The sequence below is a fragment of the Sphingobacterium sp. xlx-130 genome (assembly GCF_011007405.1).
GTDB classification, from domain to species: Bacteria; Bacteroidota; Bacteroidia; order Sphingobacteriales; family Sphingobacteriaceae; genus Sphingobacterium; species Sphingobacterium luzhongxinii.
Genome location: NZ_WFKN01000001.1, coordinates 95,914 through 114,927, shown reverse-complemented (window position 1 = coordinate 114,927; position 19,014 = coordinate 95,914). Strand labels below are relative to the sequence as shown.

At 37.8% G+C, this 19,014-nt stretch carries 20 protein-coding genes; 15 read left to right on the top strand and 5 right to left on the bottom strand.

The features are described from left to right. Window positions 1-5 precede the first annotated feature (5 nt). From G7B18_RS00475 to G7B18_RS00415, 13 genes are all read left to right on the top strand, one after another. Entirely contained in the window at window positions 6-1,469 is a 1,464-nt protein-coding gene (locus G7B18_RS00475) for a RagB/SusD family nutrient uptake outer membrane protein (RefSeq protein WP_164121827.1), read from the top strand. 6 nt (window positions 1,470-1,475) lie between these two features. Beyond that, window positions 1,476-2,900, top strand: coding sequence for a BT_3987 domain-containing protein (locus tag G7B18_RS00470; protein ID WP_164121826.1), 1,425 nt, complete (start codon window positions 1,476-1,478; stop codon window positions 2,898-2,900). Between the two features lie 91 nt (window positions 2,901-2,991). Further along, window positions 2,992-3,168 carry a transposase gene (locus G7B18_RS00465; protein WP_164122006.1) on the top strand — a complete coding sequence of 59 codons (177 nt, stop codon included), beginning with the start codon at window positions 2,992-2,994 and terminating at the stop codon, window positions 3,166-3,168. Window positions 3,169-3,447: 279 nt separating this feature from the next. Next, window positions 3,448-4,485: a sensor histidine kinase gene (locus G7B18_RS00460; protein ID WP_164111878.1), complete on the top strand. Its 1,038-nt coding sequence runs from the start codon at window positions 3,448-3,450 to the stop codon at window positions 4,483-4,485. A gap of 6 nt (window positions 4,486-4,491) precedes the next feature. After that, the gene (locus G7B18_RS00455) at window positions 4,492-5,244 is read left to right on the top strand and encodes a LytR/AlgR family response regulator transcription factor (RefSeq protein ID WP_164111877.1); all 753 of its coding nucleotides are present in this window, start codon (window positions 4,492-4,494) and stop codon (window positions 5,242-5,244) included. 103 nt (window positions 5,245-5,347) lie between these two features. Beyond that, window positions 5,348-5,854, top strand: a complete 507-nt coding sequence (locus tag G7B18_RS00450; protein WP_164121825.1) for a hypothetical protein — start codon at window positions 5,348-5,350, stop codon at window positions 5,852-5,854. Between the two features lie 10 nt (window positions 5,855-5,864). Next, window positions 5,865-6,950, top strand: coding sequence for an alpha/beta hydrolase (locus tag G7B18_RS00445; protein ID WP_164111875.1), 1,086 nt, complete (start codon window positions 5,865-5,867; stop codon window positions 6,948-6,950). A gap of 19 nt (window positions 6,951-6,969) precedes the next feature. After that, window positions 6,970-7,599, top strand: coding sequence for a flavodoxin (locus G7B18_RS00440; protein ID WP_164111874.1), 630 nt, complete (start codon window positions 6,970-6,972; stop codon window positions 7,597-7,599). Window positions 7,600-7,643: 44 nt separating this feature from the next. Next, window positions 7,644-8,501 (top strand): DUF4440 domain-containing protein, encoded by an 858-nt coding sequence (locus G7B18_RS19020; protein ID WP_164121824.1) that lies wholly within the window; start codon window positions 7,644-7,646, stop codon window positions 8,499-8,501. Beyond that, window positions 8,494-9,213: a carboxymuconolactone decarboxylase family protein gene (locus G7B18_RS00430; RefSeq protein ID WP_164111872.1), complete on the top strand. Its 720-nt coding sequence runs from the start codon at window positions 8,494-8,496 to the stop codon at window positions 9,211-9,213. The genes G7B18_RS19020 and G7B18_RS00430 overlap by 8 nt, the downstream gene beginning before the upstream one ends. A gap of 39 nt (window positions 9,214-9,252) precedes the next feature. Beyond that, window positions 9,253-10,104 (top strand): aldo/keto reductase, encoded by an 852-nt coding sequence (locus G7B18_RS00425; RefSeq protein ID WP_164111871.1) that lies wholly within the window; start codon window positions 9,253-9,255, stop codon window positions 10,102-10,104. A gap of 64 nt (window positions 10,105-10,168) precedes the next feature. Next, a complete protein-coding gene (locus G7B18_RS00420) occupies window positions 10,169-11,227 on the top strand; it encodes an alpha/beta hydrolase (RefSeq protein WP_164121823.1) in 1,059 nt (352 codons plus the stop codon). Then, entirely contained in the window at window positions 11,227-11,706 is a 480-nt protein-coding gene (locus G7B18_RS00415; protein WP_240452728.1) for a cupin domain-containing protein, read from the top strand. The genes G7B18_RS00420 and G7B18_RS00415 overlap by 1 nt, the downstream gene beginning before the upstream one ends. A gap of 347 nt (window positions 11,707-12,053) precedes the next feature. Here G7B18_RS00415 and G7B18_RS00410 read toward each other — a convergent pair whose 3' ends face one another. Next, window positions 12,054-14,180: a catalase gene (locus G7B18_RS00410; protein WP_164121822.1), complete on the bottom strand. Its 2,127-nt coding sequence runs from the start codon at window positions 14,178-14,180 to the stop codon at window positions 12,054-12,056. A gap of 498 nt (window positions 14,181-14,678) precedes the next feature. Between G7B18_RS00410 and G7B18_RS00405 the strand changes: the two genes are divergently transcribed. Then, entirely contained in the window at window positions 14,679-15,383 is a 705-nt protein-coding gene (locus G7B18_RS00405; RefSeq protein WP_164111867.1) for a DUF1003 domain-containing protein, read from the top strand. Between the two features lie 97 nt (window positions 15,384-15,480). Continuing rightward, a complete protein-coding gene (locus G7B18_RS00400; protein ID WP_205600302.1) occupies window positions 15,481-16,029 on the top strand; it encodes a class I SAM-dependent methyltransferase in 549 nt (182 codons plus the stop codon). A gap of 525 nt (window positions 16,030-16,554) precedes the next feature. Here G7B18_RS00400 and G7B18_RS00395 read toward each other — a convergent pair. The 4 genes from G7B18_RS00395 to G7B18_RS00380 form a co-directional block, all read right to left on the bottom strand. Further along, window positions 16,555-17,541: an aldo/keto reductase gene (locus tag G7B18_RS00395; protein WP_164121821.1), complete on the bottom strand. Its 987-nt coding sequence runs from the start codon at window positions 17,539-17,541 to the stop codon at window positions 16,555-16,557. An 87-nt stretch (window positions 17,542-17,628) separates the two neighbouring features. Next, window positions 17,629-18,243, bottom strand: a complete 615-nt coding sequence (locus tag G7B18_RS00390; RefSeq protein WP_164111865.1) for a MarR family winged helix-turn-helix transcriptional regulator — start codon at window positions 18,241-18,243, stop codon at window positions 17,629-17,631. Window positions 18,244-18,256: 13 nt separating this feature from the next. Continuing rightward, window positions 18,257-18,520, bottom strand: a complete 264-nt coding sequence (locus G7B18_RS00385) for a DUF2024 family protein (RefSeq protein ID WP_164111864.1) — start codon at window positions 18,518-18,520, stop codon at window positions 18,257-18,259. An 82-nt stretch (window positions 18,521-18,602) separates the two neighbouring features. Then, window positions 18,603-18,836 carry a thioredoxin family protein gene (locus G7B18_RS00380; protein ID WP_164121820.1) on the bottom strand — a complete coding sequence of 78 codons (234 nt, stop codon included), beginning with the start codon at window positions 18,834-18,836 and terminating at the stop codon, window positions 18,603-18,605. Window positions 18,837-19,014: the final 178 nt, after the last annotated feature.

The following is a 19,014-nucleotide window of genomic DNA, read 5'->3' as shown; positions in this document are numbered from 1 at the left end:
AGATTATGAATATGTTTAAAATTTTTGCCAATTGTCTTTTAATTTTATTGGCTTTTTGTAGCTGTGAAAAGTTTTTAAATGTTCGGACTAATAACAGCGATTCAATAAATCCGCGAACGGTGGATGATTTTGAAGAAATCCTAAATAACGCCCAACTCGCTGGGAGAAATTATTTCTTAGCCGACCTGGTTACTGACGACGTATATTTAACCGATGGTATTGTGGATAAGGGGGGAGCAAGTTCATTTTATGTAAATGCATATTTGTGGAATGATGAGGTGTGGGGATCTGCTGAGGACGATTATATGTATAATGAAACCTATAAATCTATTCTTCAAGTAAACATTGTCGTTGATAATATCATGACAGCTCTAGATGGGTCATTCGAAAACAAGGCAAGAATTCAAGCTCAGGCCAAAATACATAGAGCTTATTATTATAGTCAGTTGGTTGGTATTTACGGGTTAGATTATCATAATATCTCTGCAAATAGTGATTTGGCCGTTCCTTTAATACTTCACCCTGATGCAAATGGAGTTTTTCCAAGGTCTACAGTACAGCAGGTATATGATCAGATACTTGTAGATTTAAATGATGCTATAAATACGCAGTCATTACCTGATTTTGGTGTCGATGTTCTTCATCCCGGGAAAGCGGTGGCATATGGTCTTTTGGCTAGAGTATATTTGATTATGGGAGACTTCCAAAAAGCATTGTTTAATGCTGAAGAGGCATTAAAAATACGAGATACATTACTTGATTATCGCATTTTTTCTTTTGTGAATGGCTCAAATGCATCGAATGGGATTCAAGGAAAGCTAATTACACTGGAAGAACAGAAAAATAATCCTGAAGTTTTGTTAGCGAAAGTAGTACTTGATAGTGATTTTTATAATAAATTTAATGAAAACCTACAAATAAGCGCGGATTTGCTAGGTCTTTATGACCCCGAGGATTTAAGATTGGTTTATAATTTTGAATATAATGCGACAAACTCCACAGCTAAATATCCTTTTCACACCCAGCGATATGTTCAATATACTCCTTTTAATTATAGTATCGGAGTTCCAGAAGTAATGCTTATAAAAGCAGAATGCTTAGCGCGATCAGGTGAAGGTGCGGATGCAGTGGAGACTGTTAATAAACTTAGAAAGTTTCGCTTCAAACCCAGTGACTATGCAGACCTTGAAGTTGGTGAAGATGCATTGGCTATTGTTTTGGATGAGAGAAGGAGAGAGTTGACTTTGAAAGGTGGATTAAGATTATTTGATCTAAAGCGCTTGAATCGAGAGGGTAAATATGTAAAAACAATTGAAAGACAAGGTCCAGCTACAATTGAAGAAATTTTAGCCGGTTCGCCTCCTATTAAGGTAATTAAAAGCTTGCCACCTTTGTCTCCTCGGTATTTAATTCCTTTTTCACCAAAGTTAATTGCAAGTAATAGTTTGATTATTCAGAATGAAAGATAAAAAAATATGAAAATTGTAAATTTTAATATTACCCCACTATTCATTTATGTATGTATTGGTGTGGTATTTCTAGGGTGTAAAAAAAATGAAATTGATCATAATATTTTGGAATATGTGAGCAATAATATTTCTGCTTATGACCATATTCCCATAAACAGTGGAGACAATGTAATTATTAATATGGATATCATAAAGCCAAGCGAAAATACGGCAGGATTTAAGGTTTTTTTGAAAGAGAAAGCTATTAAGGATATGATTGTTAGTGCGGAGATAGATTATAATAGAGATTTGATTTCGGCATATGATAGTATTTATTTGTCTAATTCACCAATTCTTACTGATGGGTTATTTGAGATCGAAAAGCCGAAAATTTTAATAAAGGCTGGTGATATTCAGTCAACTGATTCTGTTACAGTTAATCTTAAAGATATTTCCAGTTTGCCTTTTGGTCAAACGGTTTTTGTAGTTCCTATTAAATTAATAACCAATACTAAAGGAGGTATGCTAAAAAGTAATTTAATGTTTGTACGTTTCAAGGTAAATGTAGTTAATTTAACAGCTTCAGTTGTAACAGAAACTGGGGATTCTGATGCCAGTATAATGCTTATTCAAGGTGTGCCAAATAAAAAAATCCCGTTACAGGTACGATTAAATCAAGGCATTGATCAGAATGTTCATGTCGTTATTGAAAATGAGATCAGCAATGATTTAGTAGCTCAATATAATTCAAAAAATAATACAAACTACCTTCCTTTTCCCAAAGGCTCATATATTCTACACAATACTACCCTCAATTTGAATAACAATCAAACTGTTGCAAGAGGACTGGAACTAGAATTAGTTAATAAAGATCTTTTTACGGAATTAGATTCTTATATACTTCCAGTAAGGGTTAATTCAAGCGATGCAAAAAAAGTTCTTGCAGACCCTAAGAAAGGAGTTTTTAACTTTCTTTTGACGCTTAATAATATTTCCAAAAATTCAAAGAATGAATTAAATGGGGAGGTCATTAATCGCGAAAAATGGAAAGCAAAGAGTGATAGAACCATAGGACCTTGGCCGGTCGCAAATCTTATGGATGGAAACAATTCTTCTTTTTGGATTGGTCTTGCACCACCAGACAAGTTTGAGATTGATATGGGACAAAATGAAACTGTTAAAGGATTTAAAATAGTTCCAAATTACACTTTCGGCTACAGAGATTGTGATATTTTAGAAATGGATGTTTTTTCGAGTATAGATGGCGTAAAGTGGAAACATGAAGGAAGATATTTTGGCAGTATTACTGACCCCAACTCTAATTTGAGTAATCCCGATATTAAGATCGTAAAATTTAATAAGCCAGTAACAGCACGACACTTTAGATATCAAGTGCTAATGACTACTCTTACTGGGCTGTCTAGTATTGCTGAGATTAATGCAATTAAGTAAGTTTTTGGAAAGAGGCATCGACTTAATGTACAACTTAAATATTATTGTCTCCACTATTATTTAGAATTATATTTAAGACCTAACATGCAGGCTGAAGGTTTGTGTTGTCCATCAGATCCGAAATGCCTGCAGATATGTTCTATGGAAAGACAAAAAGTCGTTAACAGCTGACATGAAGCCTATCTACGATGTTCCGAACAAACAGGGCGCACAGGCTGCTCTGGACGATTTTGTTGAAAGATGGGAATCCAAATATCCCTATTACTAACTGGAGCATTATCCTAAAACAGTTTTTGCTTTATTTGAAAATAGAGTTCAGTTATAAGAAAAATAACTGAACTCTGTAGTTTTTATTTACATACTTAGTGGGACAATCCCCTGTAAAGATACATAGCCGTTACTAAATCACTTCGGAACGGCTTTTTAGTATCTGATATTTTTTGTTTGTTTTAGAAAGGTGAGAAAGCGTTTTTCGCTTTAAAGATGCATTTATTCGTTTTAATCCAGGATTTTTTATTTTGAGGACACAAATTTGTAATTTTATTACATGCGAGATACCTCAGTAGACAATACCTACAACGTATTGAGTAGATTCAAGACCTGGCAGTTACTAGCTTTAGGGCTATTGTCGGCACTTTTTGTAATCTATCCCGATATTACTTGGTTGCCCTATGAATTAAAAGAGCTAGTCGGATCAGCGAAGTCCGAGCGGATCATCTTATTGCTGATCCGGTACAGTTTACTTTCTACATTAATCTTTTTATTGGTGGGGTATAACTTAAAATCACTGCATAGCATATCACTTCGCAAACGATTCTTTATCAATTTAATGATTACTCTTATAACATTTGCCATTTACGGAGGCATTTGTTATCTGCTTCTGGTCAGAGTCCGTCATTATGGCAGCCTCGTACTTTTTCAGTTTTTCATTGTGGCCGTATTGAGTACGTTGGTTGGTCACATTGCTATGCTGTATCTGGACCAAAGGAAGAAAAACAAAGAAATCCAAGAATTGCGTGTTCAAAATTTGCAAAGCAGCTACGACGCATTGACCAATCAGATCAACCCCCATTTCTTCTTTAATTCGCTCAATGGTTTAGCGTCCCTCATTCGCAAGAAGGAGGATCGTGTGACATTGACCTATTTAGATAAGTTGTCTGATGTATTCCGCTACATTCTGCAAAGTCATAAGAAAGGTCTTGTTACACTAGCTGAAGAATTAGCCTTTGTCAGTTCTTTTCAATACATGATGGAAGTGCGCTTTTCGGACAAGCTACAGTATAGTATCGAAATTGAAAAGAGTAAACTTACGCTAAAGCTTCCTGTACTTTCCGTTCTCCCTTTGCTAGACAATATTGTAGTCCACAATGTGGTAGACAGCGATCACAAAATGTTGGTCAAGATATGGTTGAACGAACAAGATGAACTGTGTATTTCTAATCCCATCTATTCAAAGTTGGTCCGTCCTACGACCAATGGGACAGGACTCGACAATTTGGAGAGCCGTTTCAAGTTATTGTTAGGGCAATCGATACGTGTACAAGATGATGGACAGTTATTTACAGTCATATTACCTTTAAAATAAAAAGCTATGAAAATCCTGATTGTCGAAGACGAAACTGCAGCATATGAAACCCTGTTCGAGATACTAAAGGAAATAGATTCTACTATTGAGATAATCGGAAATACGGAAAGTGTATCGCAGACCATTAAATGGTTGAACGATAATCAGACACCTGATCTCATATTGATGGATATTCATCTTTCGGATGGTTCTTCCTTTTTGATATTCGATTATATTACCGTAGAGGTGCCTATTATATTTACAACTGCATATGATGAGTACGCTATCGAAGCATTCAAGGTCAATAGTATAGACTATCTATTAAAGCCTATAAAGAACCATGAGTTGCAACGTGCATTGGACAAGTTTAAGAAGTTTTCGCAACCCGATATTCTTGCCTATATATCACAAATAAGCAATTTGAGCCCTACAAAAAGTTATAGCGAACGGCTCCTGATTCCTGTAAAAGATAAATTGTTGCCAATTCTGCTAGCAGAAATTTCCTATTTCTATACCACAGACAAAAATACTGTAATACAGCTGCAAGGGGGGGCACAATATCCCTACAGCAAGACTTTGGATCAGATCTTTCAGACGCTCGACCCAGCACTATTCTACCGTGCTAATAAGCAGTTTATCATCTCGCGGTATGCGATCAAGGATATCACTATTTGGTTTGATAGTCGTCTATTGGTTACTTTGAGTACAGATGTACCTGAGCCTATCTATATCAGCAAAAATAAAGCGGCAGCCTTTAAGGACTGGATGATAACTGGTTAAGATTTTCGCCTTTAGCCACAAATTTTTCGCTTTGGTCGGCGTATATATAAATAGAGTTACTATTATTTCGAAGTTTGTCTTAGTTTAAAAAAGATAAATAGATATGAAAAAGTACATTTATACAGTAGCATCGATAGTCGTATTGACGATAATAGTTGGTTTTACAAGCCGTCACTTAAAGGATATGCACTGTACCGAAGCTGCAATGTTTACTGATTTAGCAGAAGCTCCAATTGATTCCAAAAAGCTTCAAGGGCAAGGTGTATTTCAAGGACTGACAACAGATTCATTATATACAGACATTCGAGTGTCGAACTATCAATTAGCTGCAGGTAGTTATTTTAATTGGCAGTCATTACCAGGAGGTAGAGTTTTAATAGTAACGGAAGGGGAAGGATACTATCAATCTAAAGGCAAGGAAGCTATAGCCATACGCAAAGGCGATCGTATAGAGACTATCCCAGGACTATACCATTGGGTTGGAGCTGCGCCTGATTCCCAACTTACATTTATTAGTGTGACTTCGCAAAAGTCTAATGATTTGATTAACTGGCATGAAGCTGTTTCAGCGGAAGAATATAAACAAGTAGCATCTATTGTAAACAAATAATTTAATTTTCATGAAAAATCGGACAAGAAAATATCTTTTTTTATTGATCGGTATTTGTGGTTTCATTAAACCTCTTACAGCACAACAGAAAACAGGAATATTGCTTATTGCTGAACAAGGAAGCTTTATGGTTGGCGGCACGCAGATGGTTGTTCCTGGAAGATTTTCAGTAGAAAATGCGTTGGCTTCGACTGGACAGACCTTTCATGGCGACCATGCTTATGTGTTCTATCAAAAACCTGTAAAGGCTCGTAAACTTCCACTAGTTTTCCTGCATGGTGCGGGACAGTCCAAGAAGACATGGGAGACTACAGCAGATGGTCGAGAGGGTTTCCAAAATATATTTTTACGTCGCAACTATGCCGTTTATTTGCTGGATCAACCGAGACGAGGTGAAGCTGGTAAAAGTATGGTTGAAGGGACTGTAAAACCGACTGGCGATGAGCAGTTTTGGTTCACGCAGTTTAGACTAGGTAACTATCCAGACTATTTTCCAAATGTTCAATTTCCGAAAGAGTCGCAATCTCTCGAGCAGTTTTATAGACAGATGACTCCTAATACAGGAGCTTTTGATACAAAAGTCGTAAGCGATGCGATCTCTTCCTTATTTGATAAAATAGGCGAAGGGATATTGGTTACGCACTCGCAAGGTGGCGGTCCCGGTTGGATGACAACCATCCAAAACGATAAGGTAAAAGGTATTGTCGCTTATGAGCCTTACAGCGGTTTTGTGTTTCCAAAAGGGGAGCTTCCTGCTGCAATTCCGTCTAGTGGGTTGTTTGGAGAATTGAAAGGAGTAGAAATTTCGTTAGAAGATTTTAAAAAACTAACTAAGCTTCCAATTGTTGTTTATTACGGTGATAATATTGCTAAAGAGCCAAGTAAGGTTTGGAATATGGATCATTGGCGCTCAGGTTTAGAGATGGCTAGATTATGGGCTGCTACTATTAATAAACATGGTGGAGACGCTCAGGTGGTACACCTTCCCGAAGTCGGTATCAAAGGTAATACACACTTTCCTTTTTCAGATCTCAATAATATCCAAGTGGCCGATGAATTATCGAAATGGCTAAAGGAAAAAGGTTTAAGTAAGTAATCAAAAAATAAAGAGTAGGATGAAAATTATTCAAAACTATAGCCTTTGGATAGGCGTCATATTTTTGATGCTCACCTCTTGTTCCAGAGCTTCAGAGTTACCTGTAGGAAAAGGCGAGCTTATTAATGATAAGAAACTATTGATTGTATACTTGTCAAGAACAAAAAACACTAAAGCTGTCGCTGAGATGATCAATAAAAAGGTTGGTAGTGACCTAGTTGAGTTGGAGTTACAAACACCTTATCCAGTAGATTATAAAACGACGGTAGATCAGGTCGTAAGTGAAAATGCAAGAGGCTTTTTACCTCCTTTGAAAACGAAAATTGACAGTATTAAAAAATACGATATCATTTTCATTGGATTTCCGACCTGGGGCATGCAACTGCCCCCTCCGATGAAAAGCTTTTTGAATCAATATGATTTAAGCGGCAAAACAGTCATTCCATTTAATACCAATGCGGGGTATGGAATTGGGAGTAGTTTTGAAACGGTGAAGCAGTTGTGTTCAAATAGTAAAGTATTGAACGGTTTTTCTACTAAAGGAGGGATCGAACGAGACGGTGTTTTTTATGTGATGGAAGGTGATAGAGAAGTTCAGGTGAAGCAAGAAATAGACAAATGGTTGATTCGTATAGGGGTGGTCAAATAGGGTAGACAGCATTAATTGGAAAAATATTAAAAGCAGTAGATATCATGAAGAAATTAATCTATTTAACAGTATTGCTATTAACCGTTAGTACGGTAAATGTAATGGCGCAAGATCAGTCCATTTTTACATTGGGTGAAAAGGCTAAAAATGTAAATCATACAGGCGATGTATGGTTACGCGAATTAAATGCTGCCGATAAAGATATTAATTCGCAAATATCACTCGCTGTTTTTGCGCCCAATGCGAAGCTGAATTGGCATACGCATTCTGCTGGCCAAATATTATTAATTACAGATGGAGCAGGCTATTATCAGGAAAAAGGTAAAGCTGCACAATTGGTAAAGAAAGGTGATGTCGTGAAGTGTCTTCCAGGTGTGGAGCATTGGCATGGTTCTACACCGACTACAGGTGTTACTTATGTAGCTGTTTCTCCTAAGAGTAGCACGACTTGGTTACAGTCAGTAGATGAACAAACCTATTTAAACTTAGAAAGAACAAAAGATAATGCGATGAATGATGAAGAACAGCTAAAAGCCCTTTCAGCATCGAAATGGACTTGGATGGCCGATAAAAATACAGACGAACTGAATAAGCTATTTCATGAGAAATCTATGTTTGTTCATATGGGCGGATCATGGGGCAAGCAACGTGAGCTCGATGTAATTAAGAGCGGTGGGATATGGTATAAGAAAGCAGAGGTATATTCGGTGACGCTCAATGTAATTGGTAATACGGCTATTTTGCTTAATGATATAGATCTAGAAGCAGTCGTCGGAGGCAATACCGTTATGAATCCTTTTATGGTGGCAGAAGTATATGTCAAGGAAAATGGTGAATGGAAAATGGGATCACTTACATTTTCAAAGTTAGCAAGATCAGTTAAGATGAATAATAATGATTAAAGGAATACAATTATTACTGTTTACACTATTTATTACTACAACTCTAACAAATGCACAGGTACTGGATAGGTTGAGTAAACAGCAGCAGTCTATCGTGCAAATAGCTGCATTGACGGGTAAAGGTTCTTTGCCTAACTTAGCTATTCAATTGCATGCAGGCTTAGATGCCGGATTGACTATCAATCAGATCAAAGAAGTTATTATTCATACCTATGCTTATGCTGGTTTCCCGCGTAGTATCCGTGGATTACAAACCTTCATGACTGTTCTAGATGACCGAGAAGCTAGAGGAATAAAAGATAAGTTAGGAGCAGAGGCATCGCCTATATGTTATGATGCTAGTAAATACGACAGAGGTAAAGCAGTTTTAGACTCCCTATTAGGTGCAACTCAAAATGGACCACAGACAGGCTATTCGGCATTTGCTCCTACAATAGAGATTTTTCTCAAAGAGCATCTTTTTGCAGATATTTTTGAACGTGATGTACTGACCTATGCCGAAAGAGAATTGGTAACTATTGCAGTATTGAGCAGCATTGGCGGTGTTGAGCCAATGCTCCGATCGCATTTTGGTATCTGTTTGAATGTAGGTTTATCAGGCAAACAGTTGAAGCAATTTATAACAGTTATAGAATCTACAGTTGGCAAAAAGGAATCTGAAGATGCGAAGATAGTTTTGGACGAAGTGCTTAAGAGCCGTCAGAAGAAATAAGAAAAATATAATGTTCAACAGCATTAAATCATAAAAAAAATGGAGAAAGTAACATTAAATAACGGAGTAGAAATGCCGATTTTGGGTTTTGGCGTTTTTCAGATAACAAACCTGGAGGAGTGCGAGCAAAGCGTCTTAACAGCAATAGAATCAGGGTATCGTCTTGTAGACACGGCTACATCTTATCAAAACGAAACGGCAGTTGGTAAAGCAATCAAAAGAAGTGCAGTACCGAGGGAAGAGTTGTTTATTACGACCAAACTTTGGATTGAAGATACAGGCTACGAAAAAACAAAGGAAGCAATTGAAAGATCCCTCAATAAGTTGCAATTAGATTATTTGGATCTGTATTTAATTCATCAACCTTATGGTGATATTCACGGCTCTTGGCGCGCGATGGAAGAACTATACAAAGCAGGGAAAATCCGAGCTATCGGTATTAGCAATTTTCATCCAGATCGAGTTGTAGATTTAATGGCTTTTAATGAAATTGTACCAGCGGTAAATCAGATCGAAACACACCCATTCTATCAGCAGATTGAAACGCAAAAATTCTTAACGGAAAACAATATCCAAATACAGTCTTGGGCTTCCTTTGCAGAAGGTAAGAACGACCTTTTTAATAACGAATTATTGACTTCCATTGGCAAGAAGTATAATAAGAGCGTAGCGCAGGTTGTACTGCGTTGGCTTACCCAAAGAGGGGTGGCTGTAATTCCAAAATCAGTAAATAGAGGAAGAATGATTGAAAATATAGACGTTTTTGATTTTGAATTGACTGCAGAGGATATGCTTACTATTCAATCGCTAGACACGAAAGAAAGTCTATTTTTCAGCCATCGCGATCCCGAAATTGTTAAATGGTTGACAAGCCGCAGACTTCCTAAATAGCATTTATAAGGAATATACCAAGCTCAGGTTTGACAAATACTATTCATCCTAAAATAATACAACAATGAACAAGTTAGCATCAATCATCGCATTGACAACACTTTCCTTTATGAATATAGTAAACGCACAAACTATACAAAAGCGATATGAACAAAATCCTTTCACATTGGTGTATGACGGTGCTATTACCAAAAATGAAAAAGGTAAAGTAAATATCCAACCCGTAACCTATAAATTAAACGGGAACGACATCGCTGCAAATGTATATTTGCCTGCCAACTATGCCCCACAAAAGAAGTATGTTGCTATAACTGTAGCGCACCCCAATGGCGGTATCAAAGAGCAGACAGCAGGTTTGTATGCGCAACGATTGGCAGAAGCTGGGTTCATCGCTATAGCAGCTGATGCTACTTTTCAAGGAGCAAGCGGAGGAGAACCTCGTCATACGGACAAACCTTTCTTCCGTGTTGAAGATATTCGTGGCATGGCCGATTATATCAGCCAATTTCCTGGCGTCGATACCGAGCGTATAGGAGCTTTGGGTATATGTGGTGGTGGCGGTTATACGTTAAAAGCTGCGCAGTCAGATAAAAGGTTAAAAGCCGTGGCGACATTGAGTATGTTTAACTCGGGCGAAGTACGTCGTAATGGTTTTCAGAACTCACAAATAAATACGGTGGCGCAACGAATGAAACAGGCTTCCGATGCGCGTAAACAAGAGGCTGCGGGCGGAGAAGTGCTTTTTTCTGGTGTCGCTAGTATCACGGACGAAGAGATCGCTAAGACCAGTACCGATCTGTATCGTGAGGGCTACGAATACTACTACAGATCACATGCACATCCGAATTCTACCTTTCTGTATACGACCAGTAGTCTCATGGAATTGATGACTTGGGACGCTACGGATCAAATAGAGCTTTTAGATCAACCTTTGTTAATGATATCTGGAAGTAAGTCAGATACCAAATACATGACCGACGAGGCATTTCCTAAAGCGATAAATGCGAAAAGTAAAGAGATGTTTCTAATCGATGGGGCTACCCATATACAAACATATTGGAAACCTGAGTATGTAGCGCAAGCGGTTGATAAACTAGTAGAATTTTACCATAAAAACTTATAATGATGAAGCTTCCTTTTAATTATTTATTCTTTGCTTTACCCGTTTTATTTACGGCTTGTTGTAATGTACAGACTTCAGCATTGAAAACGAATGAAGAGCCTGTTTTTGCTAGAGGAGAAAAAGTAGTGAGCGAAAATTTTGTGGGAACAGTTTGGCTTCACTATTTAGCGGAGAGTGATACGACCTTTAATGTCAATATCGGATCGGTGACTTTTGCTCCTGGTGCTAGAACCAATTGGCATTACCACAAAGGAGGGCAGATATTATTGGTTACCGAGGGTAAAGGTTTATACCAAGAGAAGGGGAAGCCTGTAGAGATTATTGAAAAAGGACAGGTTGTCAAGTGTCCTCCTCATATAGAACATTGGCACGGCGCTACGACTACCGACACCATGACGCATGTAGCTATAGGGACAAATACCAATATAGGTGGTGCTGTATGGTTGAAACAGGTTACTGATGAGGAGTATCTCCAATAGTTTAATTTTTGTATTTTTCTCCCGAATTGTCAATTGGAGAAGGATCCGAGTGGTTTAAAATCATCTTGGCAATTTCGTTTTTCCGTATAGATACGATACTTTTTTTCTCCCGTATTTTTGAGAAAATCTCACACTAGGGATAGGAGGGTATACCTAGTGATTATATATTGGATTTGACCTTTTGTAAGGGTGCAGGCAAAACTACTGCTAGCTATACCGTATTGCCCGAAATTTTTAATTGTGGATAGGAATTTTTAACGGCCATATTAATGAAAGTAGGAATAGTCATGTACACAAAAAATAAAGTAGCTATCTTCTAATGTACACAACCAAAGCTCCTAAAAAAATCAGACAGCTACTTTACGATCATCTTCACGTTCCCATATACGATGACCTTTCAAGATAGTTATGAAACGATCTGTAATTTCACCTTCTGATTCCAGTATAACTCCTTTGTCTATTTTTTTTGTAGTAATCAATGTCAATTTCATTAATTCTTCTGCTCGCTTTGCAAAAGCTATAGCTTTACAGTGTCTGAAACCTTCATTTATAAATTGTACATAATCCTGTTCTTGTGCCAACACGTTTATAGAGTCCCCCTCCGGTGTATAGAAAGCGTCAAAACATACCGAAGCGTCAGTGAGATAGGTATGTTGTATTTCTTCTTGGCCACCTTCTTTATAGGTCAGTGTACCGACGTTTGTACTCACCAATACCACTTCTGCCCCTTCTTTTTCCAGAGGTAATTTTAATTTATCTATACTTTTTTTACTGACGCCATCAGCCACTAAAAAAGCAATCTTCCTCGTGGCGATTGTTCCTTGGCCGGGCTTGGTGGCCATACTAAGTGCATTAGACGTAGTAACTTCTGGTTTTTGAGCTTTAACGGGGTATTCTGGATGGTTCGCTTTAGCAAATTGTAAGGTCAATTCGTCTAAAGTCTTAGAAGGCTCTAAGCCGATATTCCTACCCACGGCACTTGCTAGTTCCGGCTCTACTTGATATAGTATCGCTAGTTCCCTTTGTCTCACACCGACATCTTTCACCTTAGAAAGTTCAAAGCTAAATGCACTGACGATATGTTTCTGTTCAGGCGGAGTTTGAGAATTATAGAAAAGCCTAGCTTGCGTAAAGTGATCAGCAAACGAAGAGCTCCTTCCTCTGATTTTTTTCGCATCTATCTTCTCATTATGCGATTCAAATCCCTTATCACCTTTGAGCATTGCATGGTATGGACATCCTCCGCCAAGACTGTTTGGGAAATAGGATACTTTACCTTTTAGTATATCCTGTCTACCAAAACCATCTTTTTGGTTGTTGAATTTTCCTTCTACGGGTCTATTTATTGGTAACTCATGAAAGTTGGGGCCGCCCAATCGATAGTTTTGTGTATCTGCATACGAAAACACGCGCCCTTGCAATAACGGATCATTACTGAAATCTATTCCCGGTACCAGACGACCTGGATCAAAGGCAACCTGTTCTGTCTCGGCAAAGAAATTTTCAGGATTCCTGTTTAGTGTCATCGTACCGATTAGTTTTACCGGAACTAGTTCTTCAGGAATTAATTTGGTCGGATCCAGTATATCAAAAGAGTATTTTAATTCATCTTCTTCAGGGATAAGTTGTACACCTAAGTCCCATTGAGGGTAGTTTCCTTTTTCTACAGCTTCCCATAAATCTCTGCGATGGAAATCCGCATCATAACCCGATATCTTTTGAGCTTCCTGCCAGGCCACCTGATGGACGCCTAGCCTAGGTTTCCATTGAAATTTTACGAACGTGGCTTTGCCTTTATCGTTCACGAATTTGAATGTATGTACCCCAAATCCCTCCATCATACGTAAAGAGCGGGGAATGGCCCTATCAGACATTACCCATAGGGACATGTGTGCGGCTTCAGGCATCAAGGATATAAAGTCCCAAAAAGTGTCGTGAGCAGAAGCCGCTTGTGGCATTTCATTGTTGGGTTCCGGCTTTACGGCGTGTACGACATCCGGAAAATTCATTGCATCTTGAATGAAAAATACGGGTATATTATTGCCAACAAGATCGTAATTACCTTCATCTGTGTAAAATTTGACCGAAAATCCCCTCACATCCCGCGCTAAATCTGTAGAACCTTTGAAACCAGCTACTGTCGAAAAACGCACAAATACAGGAGTTGTGGTCCCTTTTTTTAAAAACTGAGCCTTGGTATAAGCTGACATATCTGCTGTAGCTTCGAAAATTCCATGTGCACCTGATCCCCTTGCATGTACTACGCGTTCTGGAATTCGTTCTCTGTCAAAGTGGGCAAGTTTGTCCTGATAGATAAAATCTTCTAATAGCGACGGCCCCCTTTCTCCGGCTTTTAGGGTATTGTTGTTATCATGGATAAGGACCCCATCATTAGTTGTCATATGCTTGCCACTATTATCGATGACATTTCTAGCGATGATTTCCGTTTTTTTGTTTGAGTTTTTATTTTTCATATTACAACGTGTATATGTTGATAGATAGTTTGTTGAATATTATATTATTTGGTATTACAATTTATATCGCACACTAAGAAGCGTTCAGTTTATAACAGTTTATTGTTTTTTCGATTTGTTGCGTGTATTTTTGACTACAATCAGTGTTGTATAAATAACAAATATTAGAAGAAAAAGTTTTCGAGTGCTAATACGCTAATTGGCAGTATCACTAAGCCCTTTTTCTTAGTATATTTTAATCTTACTTATATAAACTTGTAGTCATTTTTCTGGCCAGTACTATGATATAATTAATGTTTTATAGCATCCTGAAGTCAATTTTTCGAAACCAGAGAAACAAGCAGGAAAAAGAACCCATTAAATCCTTGTTGTCTAAATCCTTGAAGATATGTGCTTATAATTTCTTATTTTTAGTAAAATTAGTTCACCCCATTTCGGGTACATGTTTTATTACTGGAAAGAAAATTAAGAATAAATCAGCCTAACAAAAAATAACCTATGGAAACTATCAGTTATATCAGCAAACAGGAAATCGGAAATGGCGAAGAAGTACAATGTAAAGATATAAGAGAAGGTGTGTTTAGCTTGTTATTATTGGACCACCCCGAATTATCCAAAGAAGATTATATATCTATTGACGAATTGAACCATTACAGACGACTTTATGTTACTTCACTTATTAGTCAGGAGAAAGGAGAACTTGCAGTCATAGATATTGATGTAATGAATGCGATCAGAAATAACTCTATTCTCTCAGAAGATATACAGGAGGAGCTGGAGTCACAGCTAACTATCGGTCAAAAACTAGCTGATCGAGTGGCTGGTTTCGGAGGCAGCTGGATATTTATCATTGCTTTTTTTTTATTTATCGTTTTATGGATGATTGTTAATATTGTCATTCTAAAAAGCCAACCTTTCGATCCTTTTCCTTTTATCCTCCTCAATCTACTTCTCTCATGTTTGGCGGCAATTCAAGCTCCGATCATCATGATGAGTCAAAATAGGCAAGAACAAAAAGATCGGGTAAGAGGCGAACACGATTATAAGATCAATTTGAAAGCAGAATTGGAAATAAAATTGCTGAGCGAAAAAATAGACCATCTGCTCATTCATCAAAACAAAAAGCTTTTGGAAATCCAAGAAGTGCAAACCGACTATTTGGAGGATCTGCTTAAAGAGCTGAAGAAAAACTTAAGTAAATAAGTAGAACTCAACAGATAGGCAACTGTGAAAATACCCGTATAACTCCATCTTTTCCATCTCTCCGATTGGATTCTCGTGATCATAAACGAGTACAGCTTTGCTTTTTTTATTATGTTTAATTAAGGTTTTGCGTATTTTAATCGTTTTATCAATTGTGTGCTGTGGTAACCATCAAGTGCTGAACCTGCAATGGTTCCAGCCTTTTCTAAAAAATAAGTTATCAGAAAGGCTGACTGGCATTGTAAATGCGCTTCCCATAAACGATGAAACAAGAATTTTGGAAATCGGATGTGGATCTGGAGCAATGGCGAGGGAAATATCCAGACAATTAAAGAATGGGCATATACTTGCTATCGATCGCTCTGCGAAAGCCATTAGCCAAGCCATTTCACTTTCAAGAAATGAACTAGAAAGTGGCAAACTCACGTTCAGGCAAATTGCCATGGAAGATTTTGATATGAATGCTGATGAACAGCCTTTTGATATTGCTATTGCTGTGAGGGTCGGAGCTTTAGATGGTAGGCATCCTAACATTGAAAAGCAGACGTTACGTAAAATTGCTGAATCCCTGACTAAATCGGGAAAGCTCTTCATCGACGGAGGAAATCCTTTAAAAGAAATTTTTCTCGATGAATACAGACTGTAAACTAAAATTAACCTTACCCACAATGAAAAGCATTAAACCCGTGGGTGATTATTTAACATAGGTTCCTTGGCTACTTTCTTTATTTACGACTTTATAACTAAAGCAAAGTAAAGAAACGATCCACTTTGGCAAAGGTTTTGAACTGCAAAAAAAATCATCGTTAGACCTAGTTTGCAGTACGATAACGGATCATTATTAAACTAGTTTAACAAACTGTATCAATTATGGTGTGGTGGTGTAATTATCTTAAACATTGTTTGTATATCAATAGATCTATAAATATTAATTAGGCAATCCAGTCGAAATGAATATGATAGAGAATAGCGGCTTTAGAAGACTTATTGGTGTTTGGGTGAGAACTGGCGATATAAAATCAGATCAGGACAACCAAATATTAATCGGCATTGACAGTTACGAATTGATACTTGACCTAAATTATATTGTGCATAACGCAGAAGTAAAATACGCAGACGTGTTTGAATTATTTCCGATATCTCAGCCGTCAATATGTGTGAGAAGGTTCGCTTATTCTGTTTTTAAAATATCATCGATTTTCGTTAGTAGCTCCCCATCAAAATGGGTGTTTTGAAGGCTTTTTAAAGAGTCTAACAACTGTTCTCTATTTCGAGCGCCTACTAATACGGACGTAACTCTTTCATCTTTTAAAATCCAGGAAAGCGCCATTTGAGCCAGCGATTGTCCACGGGAGGCTGCTATTTCATTTAGCTTCTTAAGCTTCTCAATTAAATCAGGTGTAATATTTGATGATTTGAGAAAATGTTCGCGTGAAGCTCTGGAATTATTGGGTATCCCATTAAGGTATTTATTGGTCAGAAGACCCTGTGCAAGTGGCGAAAATGCGATGCAGCCAACGCCTTCATCCTGTAATACATCAAGTAGACCTTCTTCTGGTGTCCGTACTAACATGGAGTATTTGGGTTGGTGTATTAGACACGGGGTACCGAAAGAATTCAACAAGTCTATTGCTTTTTTTGCTAGATCGGGAGGGTAGTTGGATAGACCAACATATAAAGCTTTTCCTTGCCGCACTATGAGATCAAGGGCAGCCATTGTTTCTTCTAACGGTGTTAATGGATCGGGTCTATGGTGATAAAATATGTCTACATACTCTAAATCCAGTCGTTTAAGACTTTGGTCTAAACTAGAAACTAAATATTTTTTACTTCCCCAATCGCCGTAAGGACCGCCCCACATAGTATACCCTGCTTTAGTAGAAATCAGAAGTTCGTCCCGATAGCCGCTGAAATTGTCTTTTAATATTCTTCCGAAATTACGTTCCGCAGAACCCGGAGGGGGGCCATAATTGTTGGCTAAGTCAAAGTGGGTTATTCCGTTATCAAAGGCAGTTATCAAAGTCTCTTTAAAGATCGAACTGTCATCTACATCTCCAAAATTTTGCCATAGCCCCAATGACAGTGCCGGTAAGAAAAGACCACTGTGCCCACAGCGGCGATAGGGGGTTGTTGAATATCTTTCTGTGCTAAATTCCATTTTATGTATGTTTACTACCGCAAGATACAAAAAGAAGGATCGTAAATTTATTTTTTTAAGGAGTGAGTTAGCCAGCATTTTAATTTCTTAGCCGGCTTTTGCTTGATGTTCGGGACAATCGATGCGCAGTTCAGTTGTATGAAGTACTTGATTTAATAAATTACAGAAATGGATGGCGCCATCTGCTCTCGACTCGTAGTGCGAACAGTTTATACACATGCGTTGTACACTAATTACTCCTGTCTGATTGAGGTGCGTTATAATGCCCAGGAGACTAGCGAGCAAGTTCTCTTTGTCAATAGCGCTAAGTTTGTCGATGGGAGTTCGAATCTCTTTCGTGAACAGGGAAGTGTTCTCGGCGATATTTTTACCTTTCTCGGTGAGATTGATGGAATAAGTCCTGCTGTCCTGTCCCTTGAAATCTTTTATGATGAGTTGCTTTTGCTCCAGTGTTTTGACCGTATCGCTTATGGTCGCTTTGGTCAGGTTGAATTCTTCGGCTAGATAACTTACTTTTCTTTTTTCACTACTGTGATGGAGGAGGAAAATCAATAGCTGTATCTGTATAGGGGACAAAGGAAATTCTTTGCTTTGCTGCCACAATAAAACACGAAAAGATTGGGCTATTCTTTCTAGTGAAGCTATAATTTTGCCCTCTACATTATTATTCTGTTCTTCCGGATCAAAATCAGATCTACCCATAGATTGTATATGTCTAATTACAGTTTTCCATCTCATGGATGAAAAAGCCTTTATTGTTTATTTCATTTTCCCATTCCGGTTGTACACGCTCTATGTGACAAAATTGGCATTCATGTGAGGTCAAAGGTTGGCCTCCCTGATTTTTGTATTTTAAATATGTCTTCCCATAGGTATAAATTACGGAAGCGTCATTGATATGTGACGGTACTATAATATCAAAGTGCATAATTGTTCCATCTTTTTTTGTGACATAGGTATCCCAAACTGCTACTTGCATTGTTTATTTGTTTATTATGATTGATTCTGTTTAATAATTAATGCCCCACAAAGGTAGTTATACTACCTAAATGGGGCAAATTTTAACCTTTTACATCGGCAAGGGAAGCGCCAAAGTTGATATGCAGTACATTTCCTTGGGACGTAACTAAAGCAGGAACGGATTTTACACCGGCTTGCTCGGCCTCCTCAATGCGATTCCTAGTCTCGCCTAAATGCACGACCTCTACGTTGTCTGCTCCAATAAGATTGATAATGTCATGCTCTGCGCTAACGCATACGGGGCATCCAGCGTGATAGAAAATTGATTTTGACATGTTCGTATAGTTTATTTATCCTACGGTAATATTACCTTCAACAAATATAGTTAGGATACCTAACTTTATCAATGGGAGGATGTGATAAAATGGACTGGTATACTGTTGTTTTTAGATTCTGGACTGGTTGAAAAAAGGCTACCTGTATTACGGTAGCCTTATAAGATAGGGGGGTATT